This is a genomic window from Actinoplanes sp. NPDC020271 (assembly GCF_044388125.1).
Taxonomy (GTDB): domain Bacteria; phylum Actinomycetota; class Actinomycetes; order Mycobacteriales; family Micromonosporaceae; genus Actinoplanes.
Window position 1 is genome coordinate 41891 of record NZ_JBIRWQ010000029.1, and the last position, 13862, is coordinate 55752.

At 71.4% G+C, this 13862-nt stretch carries 17 protein-coding genes; 11 read left to right on the top strand and 6 right to left on the bottom strand.

Translation table 11 applies throughout. The annotated features are described in order from the left end of the window. Positions 1 to 365: 365 nt before the first annotated feature. Together ACH442_RS39760 and ACH442_RS39765 are read left to right on the top strand one after the other, a co-directional pair. Positions 366 to 512 (top strand): hypothetical protein, encoded by a 147-nt coding sequence (locus ACH442_RS39760; RefSeq protein ID WP_396343300.1) that lies wholly within the window; start codon positions 366 to 368, stop codon positions 510 to 512. Between the two features lie 9 nt (positions 513 to 521). Further along, a complete protein-coding gene (locus tag ACH442_RS39765) occupies positions 522 to 857 on the top strand; it encodes a phosphoribosyltransferase family protein (RefSeq protein ID WP_396343301.1) in 336 nt (111 codons plus the stop codon). Here ACH442_RS39765 and ACH442_RS39770 read toward each other — a convergent pair. After that, the gene (locus ACH442_RS39770; RefSeq protein WP_396343302.1) at positions 830 to 1612 is read right to left on the bottom strand and encodes a polysaccharide lyase family 7 protein; all 783 of its coding nucleotides are present in this window, start codon (positions 1610 to 1612) and stop codon (positions 830 to 832) included. The genes ACH442_RS39765 and ACH442_RS39770 overlap by 28 nt on opposite strands. Before the next feature lie 358 nt (positions 1613 to 1970). Here ACH442_RS39770 and ACH442_RS39775 point away from each other — a divergent pair, with 358 nt between their 5' ends. From ACH442_RS39775 to ACH442_RS39800, 6 genes are read left to right on the top strand one after another with little or no spacing between them, the layout of a single operon-like run. Then, positions 1971 to 2561: a PilZ domain-containing protein gene (locus ACH442_RS39775; protein ID WP_396343303.1), complete on the top strand. Its 591-nt coding sequence runs from the start codon at positions 1971 to 1973 to the stop codon at positions 2559 to 2561. Between the two features lie 25 nt (positions 2562 to 2586). Beyond that, entirely contained in the window at positions 2587 to 2997 is a 411-nt protein-coding gene (locus ACH442_RS39780) for a hypothetical protein (RefSeq protein ID WP_396343304.1), read from the top strand. Between the two features lie 34 nt (positions 2998 to 3031). Beyond that, positions 3032 to 3751 (top strand): NAD-dependent epimerase/dehydratase family protein, encoded by a 720-nt coding sequence (locus tag ACH442_RS39785; protein WP_396343305.1) that lies wholly within the window; start codon positions 3032 to 3034, stop codon positions 3749 to 3751. Next, on the top strand, positions 3748 to 4017 hold the full coding sequence (locus ACH442_RS39790; protein ID WP_396343306.1) for a hypothetical protein: 270 nt from the start codon (positions 3748 to 3750) through the stop codon (positions 4015 to 4017). Before ACH442_RS39785 ends, ACH442_RS39790 begins: the two co-directional genes overlap by 4 nt. 12 nt (positions 4018 to 4029) lie before the next feature. Next, positions 4030 to 4479, top strand: coding sequence for a hypothetical protein (locus tag ACH442_RS39795; protein ID WP_396343307.1), 450 nt, complete (start codon positions 4030 to 4032; stop codon positions 4477 to 4479). Next, positions 4476 to 4619: a hypothetical protein gene (locus ACH442_RS39800; protein ID WP_396343308.1), complete on the top strand. Its 144-nt coding sequence runs from the start codon at positions 4476 to 4478 to the stop codon at positions 4617 to 4619. The genes ACH442_RS39795 and ACH442_RS39800 overlap by 4 nt, the downstream gene beginning before the upstream one ends. Here ACH442_RS39800 and ACH442_RS39805 read toward each other — a convergent pair. From ACH442_RS39805 to glpK (ACH442_RS39815), 3 genes are read right to left on the bottom strand one after another with little or no spacing between them, the layout of a single operon-like run. After that, positions 4616 to 5389: an NYN domain-containing protein gene (locus tag ACH442_RS39805; protein WP_396343309.1), complete on the bottom strand. Its 774-nt coding sequence runs from the start codon at positions 5387 to 5389 to the stop codon at positions 4616 to 4618. The genes ACH442_RS39800 and ACH442_RS39805 overlap by 4 nt on opposite strands. A gap of 60 nt (positions 5390 to 5449) precedes the next feature. Then, positions 5450 to 7165, bottom strand: a complete 1716-nt coding sequence (locus ACH442_RS39810) for a glycerol-3-phosphate dehydrogenase/oxidase (protein ID WP_396343310.1) — start codon at positions 7163 to 7165, stop codon at positions 5450 to 5452. A 12-nt stretch (positions 7166 to 7177) separates the two neighbouring features. Continuing rightward, a complete protein-coding gene (gene glpK, locus ACH442_RS39815) occupies positions 7178 to 8641 on the bottom strand; it encodes a glycerol kinase GlpK (RefSeq protein ID WP_396343311.1) in 1464 nt (487 codons plus the stop codon). A 78-nt stretch (positions 8642 to 8719) separates the two neighbouring features. Between glpK (ACH442_RS39815) and ACH442_RS39820 the strand changes: the two genes are divergently transcribed. The 3 genes from ACH442_RS39820 (at position 8720) to ACH442_RS39830 (ending at position 11685) form a co-directional block, all read left to right on the top strand. Beyond that, a complete protein-coding gene (locus tag ACH442_RS39820; protein ID WP_396343312.1) occupies positions 8720 to 9481 on the top strand; it encodes an IclR family transcriptional regulator in 762 nt (253 codons plus the stop codon). Next, complete coding sequence (gene glpK / locus ACH442_RS39825) at positions 9478 to 10938, top strand: glycerol kinase GlpK (protein ID WP_396343313.1); 1461 nt, start codon at positions 9478 to 9480, stop codon at positions 10936 to 10938. Before ACH442_RS39820 ends, glpK (ACH442_RS39825) begins: the two co-directional genes overlap by 4 nt. 156 nt (positions 10939 to 11094) lie before the next feature. Continuing rightward, positions 11095 to 11685, top strand: a complete 591-nt coding sequence (locus ACH442_RS39830) for a hypothetical protein (RefSeq protein WP_396343314.1) — start codon at positions 11095 to 11097, stop codon at positions 11683 to 11685. A gap of 490 nt (positions 11686 to 12175) precedes the next feature. Here the strand turns inward: ACH442_RS39830 and ACH442_RS39835 are convergent, their stop codons facing one another. Continuing rightward, a complete protein-coding gene (locus ACH442_RS39835; protein ID WP_396343315.1) occupies positions 12176 to 13369 on the bottom strand; it encodes a hypothetical protein in 1194 nt (397 codons plus the stop codon). Beyond that, on the bottom strand, positions 13366 to 13764 hold the full coding sequence (locus ACH442_RS39840) for a PadR family transcriptional regulator (protein ID WP_396343316.1): 399 nt from the start codon (positions 13762 to 13764) through the stop codon (positions 13366 to 13368). Before ACH442_RS39840 ends, ACH442_RS39835 begins: the two co-directional genes overlap by 4 nt. Positions 13765 to 13862 lie beyond the last annotated feature (98 nt).

Below are 13862 nucleotides of genomic sequence, written 5' to 3' on the forward strand. Positions count from 1 at the left end.
GCGACCCCGTCCCGGTGCCGCCCCGCAGCGCGCGCCTGCGCCTCACCCCGCCCGAACCCCCGCCCCGTCAAACCCTCGACCCCCGATCCGGCACCGCCCCAGCGCGTGAGGCTCGAATGACGCCCGTGCGAACCAGCCGGGACAGCGAGGCGCGACCGGGGGCCGAGGCGGGACGGGCTTGCGGGCCACGGACTCACGCCGGATGGACGCGCTGCGGCCCGGCACCCGGATCAGCTCGCGAATCACGCACGGGACGCCGTAGCTGCGGTCGTGAACGGCAGCTGATTCCGTACCGTCGCGATTTCCTGATTTCGATCGTGCCCTGACCCAAGGTGTCCCGCAAGATCGACGGAGGGGTGCGGGCGATGAGCGAGCGGGAGACGCTGACCTGGGAGGCGTTCGGCCGGGTCAGCCGGGAGCCGGCGCAGGTGGTCGTGGACAGCGGCTTCCGGCCCGATCTGATCCTGGCGGTCGCGCGGGGCGGGTTGTTCGCCGCGGGCTCGATCAGCTAAGCGCTGGACGTGAAGAACACGCAGCTGATCAACGTCGAGTTCTACACCGGGGTCGATGAGCGTCTCGATCTGCCGGTGATGCTGTCCCCGGCGCCGGAGTCGTCGGCGCTGGACGGTGCGAACGTCCTGATCGTCGACGACGTCGCCGACACCGGGGCCACGGTGAAGCTGGTCGGCAAACTTCTGCTCGGGGCACGCGGCGCAGGTGCGGACCGCGGTGATCTACGAGAAGCCGCAGTCGGTGGTGAAGCCCGACTACGCGTGGGCCCACACCGTCAAGTGGATCGATTTCCCCTGGTCGAGCGAGCCCCCGGTCGTCACGAGTGCTTGACGGTCAGGCTGTAGAACTTGACCTTCGCGCCGTTGCTGGTGCTCTCCGACGAGGACTGGTTGTAGGACCCGGCCTTGAAGTACTGCTTGTACGGGTTGAACGAGGCCGGGATCGCATAGCTGGTCCTCGTCCCGTCGACGGTCAGGTTGATCGTGTTGCCGGTGACGTTGATGACGTAGGTCCACTTCACGCCGAGCGCCACGTTTCCGACCTTGTGCAGGGTCTGCCCGCCGTCCGGCGAGTTCTCCGTGCCCAGGTAGATGTCGCCGTTCGGCCGGTAGTAGAGCTCCAGCAGCGGCTTCGTCGACGACCCGCCGGAACCCAGATGCACCTGCCCCACGCAGACGTTCTTGGTCACCGACGGGATGCGCAGCTGCGCGCTGAGCGTGTGGTTCCCGGCGAGCGTCCAGTCCGCGGCGCTGCCGTTCGCGTTCATCTCACGCAGCTCGGAGCGGGCATAGTTGCTGTTCGGCGTGGTGACGCCCTTCTCCGGTGCCCAGAACGTCATCGATCCGTCGTTCTTGTCGGTCCAGAAGTAGGCCGGGTTGCTGTACCCGTTAGCGCCCTTGAGCTGCGCGGGCTGGATCGTGTCGGGCTTGCCCGGTGACCCGGTCGGCAGCTGCAGCTGCCACACCGACAGGTCGAAGTTCCCGCCGGGCGGCAACGCCGGGTCGAGGGTCGCGGCGGACGCGTCGGTGATGCCCGCGACGCCGAGCCCGGTGACGACGACGGCGCTGAGGGCGATCGTGAGCAGGGTGCGCTTACGCATGGAAGACCTCGGGAGGGTTAGGGATGGCCTTGCCGCGGGGGAATTGGCAAGATGGTTGCCAATAAATCAGGCGGGCCGGTGCCGGGTCAACGGATCGGTCCCGATCAAACCCTTAAAGAACCTTAAATCCCGGCGGTACGGAATCAACGGTCGTTCCCGAGCGCGGCTACGGCGTCCCGTGCGTAATTCGCGAGCTGATCCCGGCACCGGGCCGCGGCGCGTCCGTCCGGCGTGAGCCGGTGGCCCACGAGCCGCTCCCGGCGCAAGCCCCGGCCGCGGCCCGACCGGCCGGATCCTGGCAACCGGCTGAGCCGGGCCGTTCTGCGTGAGAACGTCAGAGGGGAGTCAGGAGGAGCCGATGATCACCGTTGCCGCCGGGAGCACGCTCACGCTGCGTTGTCCGGGGATCGAGGCGATCCCGCTGGTCTGCCTCGCCGACGTGAAGGCGCCGTTCATCGCCGAGCTGCCGCCGCTGCCGGTGCTCAGCCTCGACGAGCCGGGCGTCCGGCGGTACGGCATCCTGGAGTTGACCAGCAGCGCCGGCGTCGCCTGGGTCGAGGCGGAGTTGCGCGGCGGCCTGATGACGGTGCTCGGCGACAGCCCGACCGGGGTCGTCCAGCGGCGTGCTTCGCCCCGCCGCCCGGGAAGCTATCCGGCGAAGGGCACCGCGCAGGTCGACACCGGTGACGCCCAGCGCCTGGTCGCGATCGCCGGCCACGTGCAGGACGTCTCCACCAGTGGGCTGCTGCTGCAGGCGACCGCGGACGACGACCGCCCGCACCTGCCGAGCGCGATCCTGCGCACGCTGCTGCACGTGTCCATGCCGTGGGGCGAGATGACGGCCGCGGTGTCGACCGTCGATCAGCGGTCGGACCAGTTGCGGGGTACGTTCGAGTGGATCGACGCCGGCGACGCCAAGGCACTTTCCGACTTCGTGTTGTCGCGTTGACCCGTCGGCTTCCTATCATCGTGGTGTGGCTCCCGACGACTCTGCCGAACACCGGCGGCTGGATTCCCTCCGGCACGAACTCGAGCGTCGGGAGGCTGCCCTTCACCTGCGGGAGGAGACCGTCGCGGAGCGGGAGCGCCTGGTGCTGATCCGTGAGCATCTGCTCGACGAGCAGGTCATCGCGGCGGATGCCCGGGAGGTGCGGGCCAACGAGCGGGAGCATTCGCAGACCGCCCGCGAGCGGGATCTCAACCGCCGCGAGACGGTCGGCCACCCTCCGGAGGATCCGATCGGCGGCATGGAGGACGCGTTCGCCCGCGAGGTCGCCCGGCTCGACCGCAGCAACGCGTTCCTGGAGCGGTCCCGCGCGGCTGTCGAGCGGGCCCAGGCCCGGCTGGACAGTCTGCGGCAGAACCGGGAGAGCGGCGAGGCGTAAGTTTCCGCCCGGCTCCGGCGGGCACTGGATCTCCATGGCTGTTCTGCTGATCACCGGTGCCGCGGGCGCGGTCGGCGGCATGCTCCGCGACCGGCTCGGCGGCCACGAGCTGCGTCTGACCGATCCGCGCCCGGCCGAGGGGATCGAGGCGCTGGACGTCACCGACGGCGACGCGGTCGAGAAGGCGTGCCAGGGCGTGGACGCGGTGGTGCACCTGGGTGGGTTCCCGGACGAGCGGCCTTTCGACGACCTGCTGGAAGTCAACGTGCGCGGCTCCGAGCGGGTGCTGGCCGCCGCCCAGCGGGCCGGTGTGCCCCGGGTGGTTCTCGCTTCCAGCAACCACGCGGTGGGCCGTCATCCGCGCTGCGACGACCTGGCCGACGACGTGATGCCGTGGCCGGATTCGTTCTACGGCTGGAGCAAGACCGCGATCGAGAGCCTCGGCCGGCTCTACCACGACCGGTACGGCCTGCACGTGATCTGCCTGCGGATCGGCGCCTGCAAGCCGGAGCCGGTCGAGCCGCGAGACCTGTGCGTCTGGCTCTCCCCGGACGACCTGGCCCGCCTGGTCGAGGCGTCCCTGACCGCGACCGGTTACCACCTGGTCTGGGGTGTCTCGGCGAACACCCGCCGGTGGTGGTCGCGGGCCGGAGGAGCGGCGATCGGCTACGAACCGCGCGACGACGCCGAGGCCTGGGCGGCGACGGTCGGCGACGGCCCGGAAGGGGACACCGTGGGAGGGAGAACGTCATGACCTGGCTGGAGTTCGCGCTGCTGCACACCCCGGAACCGACCACGGTCCGGGTCGCGGCGCGCCGCGGCAACCGTTGGGCCGAGCCCACCACGGTCGGCCCGTGCGTCGTCAACCGCAAGGTCGTCTTCTGCCCACCGGACACCGACGTCCCGCCGGGCTCCCTGGTCACCTTGCCCACGGGCCACACCAAGCGGGTCCGCGCCGCCTGCCACCTCGACGACCACGGCTACCGCCTGCCCGGCCACCTCCAGCTTGACCTGGAATAGCAGGATCACGGCGTGCCGCAGCTGATCCTCATCGGACTGATCCTGCTCCTGTGGCTTCCGGCCACCCCTGATCCGCGCCGCCGCCGGCCGGTCGCCGCCGTCCTCGCCGTCGTCGCCGTGGCCGCCGCGCTCCTGGCCCATCTGTTCCCGCGGGCGACGGCCGAGGCCACGTTCGGCGGTTTCGGGCTGGCCGTCCTGATCATGGTCGTGGCCTGGGGCCGGGAGCCGCGCCGCACCTGGCCGATGGTTCTCGTCGGCGTCCTGACGATACCGGTCCTCTGCCTCGCCGGGGTGGGGCTGCGCCCGGCGCCGTTCTACCCCTCGGCCGAGGAGGTGTTGCCGATGCCGGGCGGTCTGACCGCGACCGTGGAGGACGTCGGCTGCGGCAGTGGCACGTGCACCGGGGCATCACGGTCGCCGGCCGTCCCGGGCAGAGTTCCGCCGAGCTGCTGGCCGAGGTGAACCGGCACCTCGAGGCTCGCGGCTGGCACGGCGGCTGCCGCCCGGCCGGCTGGATCCTGGACCGGACCCGGGAGTGCGCCTGGGCCGGGGTCAGCAGCGCCGGCGACGTCCGGATCGACCTGTCCGGATCCCGCGGCTAACCGCGGCGGCGGCGGTCTTTCACGTAGATGACGGCGTTCTTGCCCTTCTCCGGCTGCCGGCGCTCCGACTCGAACAGCCCGGTCGCCGCGAGCAGGTCGCTGAGCTTGGTGTAGCCCCAGTTGCGCGCGTCGAAGTCGGGGCTCTGCTTGATCAGGATGTGCCCGGCCGCGGCCAGGGACGCCCAGCCGTCGTCGTCGGAGGCCGCCTCGACCGCGTTGCGCAGCTTGTTGACCAGTGCGCTGTCCGACTTGAGGCGGACGCCGGCCACCGGAGTGCGGGTTTCCGCCGGGGCGTCGGCCGGCTCGGCCGGGTTGTGCGGGGCGGTCAGGTTCTCGGTGTAGATGAACTTGTCGCACGCCGCCACGAACGGCTTCGGGGTCTTGCGCTCGCCGAAGCCGTACACGATCAGCCCGGACTCGCGGATGCGCGCCGCCAGCCGGGTGAAGTCGCTGTCGCTGGAGACGATGCAGAACCCGTCGAGCCGCCCGGAGTAGAGCAGGTCCATCGCGTCGATCACCATCGCCGCGTCGGTCGCGTTCTTCCCGGTGGTGTACGCGAACTGCTGGATCGGCTGGATGCTGTACGCCAGCAGGTGTTCCTTCCAGCCGCGCAGGTTCGTCCCGGTCCAGTCGCCGTAGGCGCGTTTGACGTGCGCCGTCCCGTACTTGGCGACCTCGGCGAGCAGCCCCTCGACGATCGCCGGCTGTGCGTTGTCCGCGTCGACGAGCACCGCCAGCCGCGCGGTGCTCTCACTGGTGCTGATGCTCATCGTTACCTCTCCACGGGCTGGACCGGCCCCGACCTTACCGGGGCCGGTCCGCCCACGGCATCACACCGCGAGGGGCGCCACGTCCGGGGCATCGCGCCGGGTGGCGGCGGCGGTCTCGTCGTCCGGCTGCTCCTGGGCGGCCAGCTCGGCGACCACCCGGGCCTCGTACAGCGAAATCTCCTTCTCCACCTCGGCGTCGTCCCAGCCCAGCGCCTCGGCGATCAGCCTCGCGGTGGTCCGGGCGGCGGCGACGCCCCGGTCGGGGGTCTCGATCGAGATCCGGGTCCGCCGGGTCAGCACATCCTCGAGGTGGCGAGCGCCCTCGTGGGTGGCCGCGTAGACGACCTCGGCCTTGAGGTAGTCGGCCGCCCCGTCGAGCGGCTGACCGAGCGCCGGGTCCGCCTCGACCAGCGCCAGCACCTCGTCGGCGAGCGTCCCGTACCGGCGCAGCAGGCGCTCGATGCGGAACACCGGCACGCGATGGATGCGGGCCAGCTGCGAGCGCCGGTTCCACGCCGCGCGGTATCCGTCCGCGCCCAGCAGCGGCACCTGCTCGGTGCACGACGCCGGGACCCGGGTGCCGAGCTGTTTCACGGCGGCGTCCACCGCGTCCTTGGCCATCACCCGGTACGTCGTGTACTTGCCGCCCGCCACCACGACCATGCCGGGCACGGGCGTCCCGACCGCGTGCTCACGCGACAGCTTGGCCGTGCTGTCCGCCTGCGCCGACAGCAACGGGCGCAGCCCGGCGTACACCCCTTGCACGTCGTCGGCGGTCAGCGGCGTCGCCAGCGCCTTGTTGACCTCGTCGAGCAGGTAGTCGACGTCGGCCCGGGACGCGGCCGGGTGCGCCTTGTCCAGGTCCCACTCGGTGTCGGTGGTGCCGATGATCCAGTGGGTGTCCCACGGGATCACGAACAGCACGCTCTTCGACGTGCGCAGGATCATCCCGGTGTGCCCGGAGATCTTCTCGCGCGGCACCACGATGTGGATGCCCTTGCTGGCCGTGATCCGGAACTGCCCCTGCTCGCCCTCGAGGAGCGCCTGGCTGTCGCCGGTCCACACGCCGGTCGCGTTGATCAGCGTGCGGGCCCGGACCTCGAACTCGGCGCCGCTCTCGGCGTCCCGGGCACGGACCCCGACGACCCGGCGGCCCTCGCGCAGGAACGCGATCACCTCGGTGCGGGCGGCGACCTGCGCGCCGTACGCGGCCGCGGTCCGCACCAGGAACATCGTGTGCCGCGCGTCGTCCACCTGCGCGTCGTAGTACCGGATCGCGCCGACCAGCGACTCCGGCCGCAGCGACGGGAACGCCCGCAGTGCCTCGGTCCGGCTCAGGTGCTTGTGCATCGGCACGCCGACCCCGGCGCTGCCGGCCAGGGCCAGGGTGTCGTAGAGCGCGATGCCGGCCCCGACGTAGAGCCGCTCCCACGCGCGGTGCTGCAGCGGGTAGAGGAACGGCACCGGCCGGACCAGGTGCGGCGCGAGCCGGTTGATCAGCAGGCCACGCTCCTTGAGCGCCTCCCGGACCAGTGCGAAGTCGAGCATCTCGAGGTAGCGCAGGCCACCGTGGATCAGCTTGCTGGACCGGCTCGACGTGCCGCTGGCGAAGTCGCGCGCCTCCAGCAGGCCGACCGACAGCCCGCGGGTCGCCGCGTCCAGGGCCGCGCCCGCGCCGACCACGCCGGCGCCGACGACCAGCACGTCGAGTTCTTCACCGGCCATGGTCTTGTATGCGGCCGCACGCGACTGCGATGAGATCTTTCCCGTGTTCATTGCCGATCCTTCCTAGACCCAGTCGAGGGTGCGGTTCACGGCCGCTTTCCAGCGGGCGATGCCTTCGGTGCGACGTTGCCCGGTCCAGGCCGGCGACCACTGCCGGTCCTCCCGGCGGTTGGCGCGCAACTCCTCCTCGGACTTCCAGAAACCGACGGCCAGCCCGGCCGCGTAGGCCGCGCCCAGCGCCGTGGTCTCGGCGACGGCCGGCCTGCTCACCGGCACGCCGAGGATGTCCGCCTGCAACTGCATGCAGAGCGCGTTCGCGGTCACCCCGCCGTCGACCTGCAGGCAGTCCAGCTCGGTGCCGGAGTCCTGCGCCATCGCCGCCACGACGTCGCGCGTCTGGTAGCAGATGGCTTCGAGCGCGGCCCGGGTGAGGTGCGCGGCATTGTGGAAACGGGACAGGCCGACGATCGCGGCGCGCGCGTCCGGCCGCCAGTAGGGCGCGAACAGTCCCGAGAACGCGGGCACGAAATAGACGCCGGCGGTGTCGTCGACGCGGGCGGCGAACGTTTCGCTGTCGGCCGCGGATTCCAGGATGCCGAGCTGGTCACGCAGCCATTGAATGGCCGAGCCGGTCGCCGCGACGGAGCCTTCCAGGGCGTACACCGGCAATTGGCTCTCGAACTGATAGGCGACCGTCGTCAGGAGACCGTGCGTGGATCGGACCGGCGTGGTCCCGGTGTTGAGAAGAACGAAATTCCCGGTGCCGTACGTGCATTTGGCGTCCCCCGGCTCGAAACACGTCTGCCCGAACAGCGCCGCCTGCTGGTCGCCGATCGCCGCCGCGAGCGGCACGTTCGACGAGGTCACCCCGTAGGTCCCGGCCGACGACCGGATCTCCGGCAGCATCGCCCGCGGAATGTCGAAGATCTCCGTCAGTACGGGATCCCAGTCGAGCGTCGTCAGATTCATCAGCTGCGTGCGGCTGGCATTCGTCACGTCGGTCGCGTGCAGCTCGCCGCCGGTCAGGTTCCAGATCAGCCAGCTGTCCATCGTCCCGAACAGCACGTCCCCGCGCTCGGCCCGTTTTCGCAGTTCCGGGTCCCGGTCGAGCAGCCAGCGCGCTTTCGTCGCCGAGAAATACGTCGCCGGCGGCAGTCCCGTGCGTTCCCGGAGCAGTTCCGCATCGAGTTCCTTGAGATCCGCGGCGGTACGGGTGTCCTGCCAGACGATCGCGGGGGCAACCGGCTCACCGGTCGTCCGGTCCCACAACACCACCGTCTCGCGCTGATTGGCGATCCCGATCGCGGCCAGGTCGGCGGTGACGAGTCCGGCATTGGCCAACGCGCCGTCGACGGTCTTGCGGACGTTCTCCCAGATCTCCCGCGCGTCGTGCTCGACCCACCCGGCGGCCGGGAGGATCTGCCGGTGCTCGATCTGGCTGCGGCCGATCTCCGTGCCCGCCCGGTCGAAGATCATGAACCGGGTGCTGGTCGTGCCCTGGTCGATCGCGCCTACGAAGTCCGCCACAAAGCCTCCCTGTCTCGACCGCGACGCTAAGCAGCGTTCCGGCCCGCGACAACGCCCGGCGTGCGACAATGTCGCACGATGCCCGGCCTGATCCAGTCCATCGAGCGGTCGTCGGCCGTCCTGCGGCTGCTCGCCACCGGCCCCGGCCGGCTGCGGGTCAAGGAGATCGCCGACGCCCTCGGCCTGCCCAAATCAACGGCCCAGAGCATTCTTCGTACGCTCGTGGCCATCGGTTTCGCCGAGCAGGACCCGCGCACCGCCCGGTACCGCCTGGGCCGCGGCCTGCTCGACCTCGCCTCCACCGGCCTGGACGCCAACGAACTGCGCGCCCGCGCCCTGAACTGGGCCGACGCGCTCGCCTCCCGCAGCGGCGAGGAGGTGCACGTCGGGGCGCTGCACGACGGCGGGGTGCTGATCGTCCACCACGTGTTCCGCCCCGACGACTCGGCGCAGTCGATGGACACCGGCAGCGTCGTGCCGGCGCACGCCACCGCGCTCGGCAAGGTGCTGCTCGCCTACCGGGCGGCGGCCGCGGAGGACGCCGTCGCGGGCGGGCTCGACGCGTACACCCGGACCACCGTCACCACCCGGCCGGCCCTGGCCCGCACGCTCGCCGAAACCCGCGCCCAAGGATGGTCACTATCGGTCGAGGAGTGGGAGGCGGACCGAGCCGGGATCGCCGCGCCCCTGCGGTCGTACGGTGGACTGGTGATCGGTGCGATCGGCATCAGGGGCCCCGTCGAGCGGCTCTGCGACACCCGCCGCCAGGCCCGTCCCGCCCTGGTCGAGCACGTGGTCGCGGCCGCCCGGGCGGTCTCCCGCGACCTGGCCGGCTCGTGACCGACCGCTACGTCCTGGCGATCGACCAGGGCACGACCAGCACCCGGTGCATCGTCTTCGACCGCCGCGCCACCGTCGTCGCCGTCGCCCGGGCCGAGCACCCGCAGTCGTATCCGCGGCCCGGCTGGGTCGAGCACGACGCCACGCGGATCTGGAAGGACACCCAGAAGGTCATCAGCCGGGCGCTGGCCGGCCTCTCCACGGACCGGATCGCCGCGATCGGGATCGCCAACCAGCGCGAGACCGTGGTCCTGTGGGACCGGGCGACGGGCAGGCCGGTCGCACCGGCGATCGTCTGGCAGGACACCCGGACGGCAGCGGCCCTGCCCGACGGCCCGCTCCTGGAGCGGACGGGTCTCCCGGCCGCCACCTACTTCTCCGCGACCAAGATCCGGTGGCTGCTCGACAACACACCCGGGCTGCGGTTCCGCGCCGCGCAGGGCCAGATCCTGTTCGGGACGATGGACAGCTGGCTGATCTGGAACCTGACCGGCGGCGAGCTGCACGTGACCGACGTGACCAACGCCAGCCGGACCCAGCTGATGAACCTCGCGACCCTGGACTGGGATCCCGCACTGCTGTCGCTCTTCGACATCCCGGCGGCCGTGCTGCCCGTGATCCGCTCGTCGTCGGAGGTGTACGGTACGGCGCTCGGCGGAGTGCCGATCGCGGCGGCGATCGGCGACCAGCAGGCGGCGCTGTTCGGGCAGACGTGTTTCGAGCCGGGGGACGCCAAGTGCACGTACGGCACAGGCGGTTTTCTCCTGCTGAACACCGGAACTGATCCGATCCGGTCAGCGCACGGACTCATCACGACAGTCGGCTACCGCATCGGGGCCGCGCCGCCCGTCTTCGCGCTCGAAGGGTCCATCGCCATCGCCGGGTCGCTCGTGCAGTGGATGCGCGACGGCCTCGGCCTCATCGGCACGCCCGCCGAGATCGAGACGCTCGCCGCGAGCGTCAAGGACAACGGCGGGTGCTACATCGTGCCGGCGTTCTCCGGGCTGTTCGCCCCGCACTGGCGCAGCGACACCCGTGGTGTGATCGTGGGGCTGACCTCGTACATCACCAAAGGTCACCTGGCCCGCGCCGTCCTCGAAGCAACCGCCTGGCAGACCCGCGACGTCGTCGACGCGATGAACGCCGACTCGGGGCTCGCGCTGACCGGCCTCAACGTCGACGGCGGGATGACCGCCGACAACCTGCTGATGCAGATCGTCGCCGACGTCCTCGACGTGCCGGTGTCCCGCCCGATGGTCGCCGAGACGGTCTCCCTCGGCGCCGCCTACGCGGCCGGGCTCGCCGTCGGCTACTGGTCCGACCTGCGCGACCTGCGCGGCAACCGGCACCGGGCGGCGCGCTGGTCACCCCGCATGCCGGCCGAGAAACGGGCCGCCGGTCACGCCACCTGGCGCCGAGCGGTCGCCGCCGCGGTCCACTTCAGCGACGGCGCCTGACGTTGCCGGGGGACGGCACACTCGGCAGCGATCTGCTTCGATTCATCGCTCCGTGGCGGTGACCGGTTGAACCGGGGGAGTGAAGGGGCGGTACTCCTGGATGACCGGTTGAGTACCCCGCCGATCGCCGTGTCCTCGACCTGGAGAAGGTGCCACATGACGTACTCCGACCCGACTGCCGGCCCGAACTACTCGCCGCCGTCCTACGACTCGCCCGCGTACCAGCCGCCCGCGTACCAGCCGCCCGCGCGGCCCGCACCGCCCGCGCCGCGCCAGCCGACGCCTCAGCAGTCGTCACCTGCGCAGCACGGTCAGCCGTCACCTGCTCAATACGGCCAACCGCCCGCGCAGTACGGTCAGCCGCCCGCGCCGCCCGGGCACTACGGTCAGCCGGCCCCGCTGCCCGGCCGGCCGGGACAATACGGTGAGCCGCCCGCGCAGCCCGGCCAGGCGGGACAATACGGTCAGCCGGCCGCGCAGAACGGTGCCCCGGCGATGCCCTACCAGAACTGGACCGGTCAGGGCGCCTCGGGCGACTTCGCGCAGCGCCAGATCAACCGGGCCGAGAACGCCGCCCAGGGCAAGCGCGACATCACCGTCGGCGTGATCTGGTTCGCCGTAGGCGCGATCATCACCCTGGCCACGATGGCGTCCGACGCGTCGGTCTTCATCGTCGCGTGGGGCCCGATGCTCTACGGCACCTACCGGATCATCAAGGGCGTCATCACGGTACGCCGGGTCAACTGACCCGCCCGGCTGGACCTGGTGGCGGTCTCGCGTCACCCGGGCCGACAGGTCGTCGCCGACAACCCGTCCCGGCCCCGACCGGCTGTTGATTGACGTTTCTGGATTGTTGCCGTAGGTTGTGCCGGAAAGCGCATTCCCACACTTCAAAGACTTACTCGAAAGTCGCCTCCCGACTCGTGTGCACTGCTCGAACGGTCGCGCGGAACGGTTGAGGTCGACGAACTCCGGCGATCGCCCACGCGCACCCTAGTCGCCAAGGGTGCGGGCGATCGCCGGAGTCGTTTCCGCTGGACGCCCCCGAGTGCTGTCGTCCAGCGGCCCGCCGATCCGCCCGCGCCGGGGGAGCGGACGCGGGCGGAAGATCCGGCCGAACGGTTCAAGCCGATCAAACCCGGTCCGGCGATTCGAGCCGGCCGGTCCGGCTGGGTGGATCACATGGCCGGCGGTCCTCCGGGTGCCGGTCGGCCGCGCTGGTTGGTGGCTGGGTAGGTCAGGAGGGCTGCGCGGCGTTCTGTGCGAGTTCCGGGGTGCGGCCCCAGGTGCTGGCCAGGGCCAGCAGCGCGGCCACGCCGGCGGCGACGGCGCAGGCGGGCACGGACGGGGCCGGGAGGTTCTCGAGGTACCACCAGCCGGGGCGCAGCACCGAGTGCAGCGTGTAGACCGGCCGCCCGTCGCCCAGGTGCGCGGCCAGCAGCATGGCGTTGCGGACGATGGCGTAGACCGGCAGTACCGCGGCGGTCGGCGCCGCACCGGTGAGTACCGCCGTCGTCCAGCGGCGGGCGGGGCGCATCGGGCGGACCCGGTGGGCGCCGGTTGCCGTCAGCAGCCAGCCGGCCAGCCCGCCGAGCAGAGCACCGGCGACGACCAGCGGGAGGTAGGCGGTACTGCGAGCGGCGAACACCTTGCCGTCGACGCCCCCGGAGTAGGACTTCACCTCCGCCTTCGAGGTGTCCCCGCCGATCGCGTCGGTCGCCGTCGCGTGCACGACCAGGCCGTTCCGCTCGGCGGTGATGATCGCGTAGCGGCGCAGGTGGTTGTACGGCGAGATGCTCAGCTCGAACGGGGTCGGGTCCGCCGGCTGGCAGCAGGAGAGTTCCGCGAGCGGGTCCGCGTCCGTCGGCGACTTCATGGCAAGCAACGGGTGCAACTCGAACCGGGTGATCTTCCAGCCGGCTGCGGCCAGCCCGTCGCGGGTCTGCTCGACGGTCCAGGTCGGCGCAGGCCCGGGGCCCTGGGCGCGGGGGAGGGCGGTGAAGTGCCCGTAGCCGGCACTTCCCGGCTGGTCCGCGATGCCGTAGTCCGGGCCGAAGGCCGCGTCGGGGAGCGCGGCGACCCCGATCTGACGGACGACTTCGGGCGAGGGGAGCTCCGTGAGCGTGCGCTGGCCGGCCCAACTGCCGGCGGCCGCGCCGAAGACTCCCAGCGTCACCGTCATCAGCACGGCCGCGACCAGGGCGAGCGGCCGCCCGGACGGGAGCCGGAACCGCTGCCGGATCCCGCTGCTGATCAGGTGCCACGTCTCGGCCGCCGACGGCCGGGCCCGGTCGGGCCCGGCCATCTCCAGCAGCGTCGTGACGATCTCGGTGCCGTGGCGTCGACGGTAGCGGCGGGAGTACGCCAGCAGCAGCCACCGGTAACGCCGTTCGAGCCGCGGGTCAGCGGCCGGCCATGCGTTGCTGGTCATGCGGCACCCCCACGCAGCCCGAGCCGCGAAGAGAGGCCGGCTTCCCCGCGCAGCCCGAGCCGCGAAGAGAGGCCGTGGAAAGCGAAGCCCGGCCGCTGCCGAAGCTCACTCCGGGCCGCCGACGCCCGCCGGTCCAGCCGGGCGATCTCCGCGGTCAGCGCACCGGTCCCGTCCACGGTGAGCCGGTAGTAACGGCGCAGCCGCCCTTCCACCGCTTCTTCCCGGTCGACCTCGATCAGCCCCTGCTCGGTGAGGCGTTCGAGAGCGCCGTAGAGGGTCCCGGGCTTGAGCTTCACCTCGTCGGCGGAGAGTTCCGCGACGGCCTGCACGATCCCGTACCCGTGCCGGGGTTGAGCCGCGAGCGCGGCCAGGATGAGAAACGTCGGTTCCTGCATGACAGTCACACTACGTTCACCGATATATATCGTCAAGCGACCTATAGGAATGACCCTCCGGTGGGCGGACCCACCGGAGGGCCGGGACCAGCCGAGAG

Coding starts and splice junctions, on each gene's coding strand:
- ACH442_RS39760 (WP_396343300.1), top strand. CDS start 366: ATGAGCGAGCGGGAGACGCTGACCTGGGAGGCGTTCGGCCGGGTCAGC.
- ACH442_RS39770 (WP_396343302.1), bottom strand. CDS start 1,612: ATGCGTAAGCGCACCCTGCTCACGATCGCCCTCAGCGCCGTCGTCGTC.
- ACH442_RS39775 (WP_396343303.1), top strand. CDS start 1,971: ATGATCACCGTTGCCGCCGGGAGCACGCTCACGCTGCGTTGTCCGGGG.
- ACH442_RS39785 (WP_396343305.1), top strand. CDS start 3,032: ATGGCTGTTCTGCTGATCACCGGTGCCGCGGGCGCGGTCGGCGGCATG.
- ACH442_RS39790 (WP_396343306.1), top strand. CDS start 3,748: ATGACCTGGCTGGAGTTCGCGCTGCTGCACACCCCGGAACCGACCACG.
- ACH442_RS39805 (WP_396343309.1), bottom strand. CDS start 5,389: ATGAGCATCAGCACCAGTGAGAGCACCGCGCGGCTGGCGGTGCTCGTC.
- ACH442_RS39810 (WP_396343310.1), bottom strand. CDS start 7,165: ATGAACACGGGAAAGATCTCATCGCAGTCGCGTGCGGCCGCATACAAG.
- ACH442_RS39820 (WP_396343312.1), top strand. CDS start 8,720: ATGCCCGGCCTGATCCAGTCCATCGAGCGGTCGTCGGCCGTCCTGCGG.
- ACH442_RS39830 (WP_396343314.1), top strand. CDS start 11,095: ATGACGTACTCCGACCCGACTGCCGGCCCGAACTACTCGCCGCCGTCC.
- ACH442_RS39835 (WP_396343315.1), bottom strand. CDS start 13,369: ATGACCAGCAACGCATGGCCGGCCGCTGACCCGCGGCTCGAACGGCGT.
- ACH442_RS39840 (WP_396343316.1), bottom strand. CDS start 13,764: ATGCAGGAACCGACGTTTCTCATCCTGGCCGCGCTCGCGGCTCAACCC.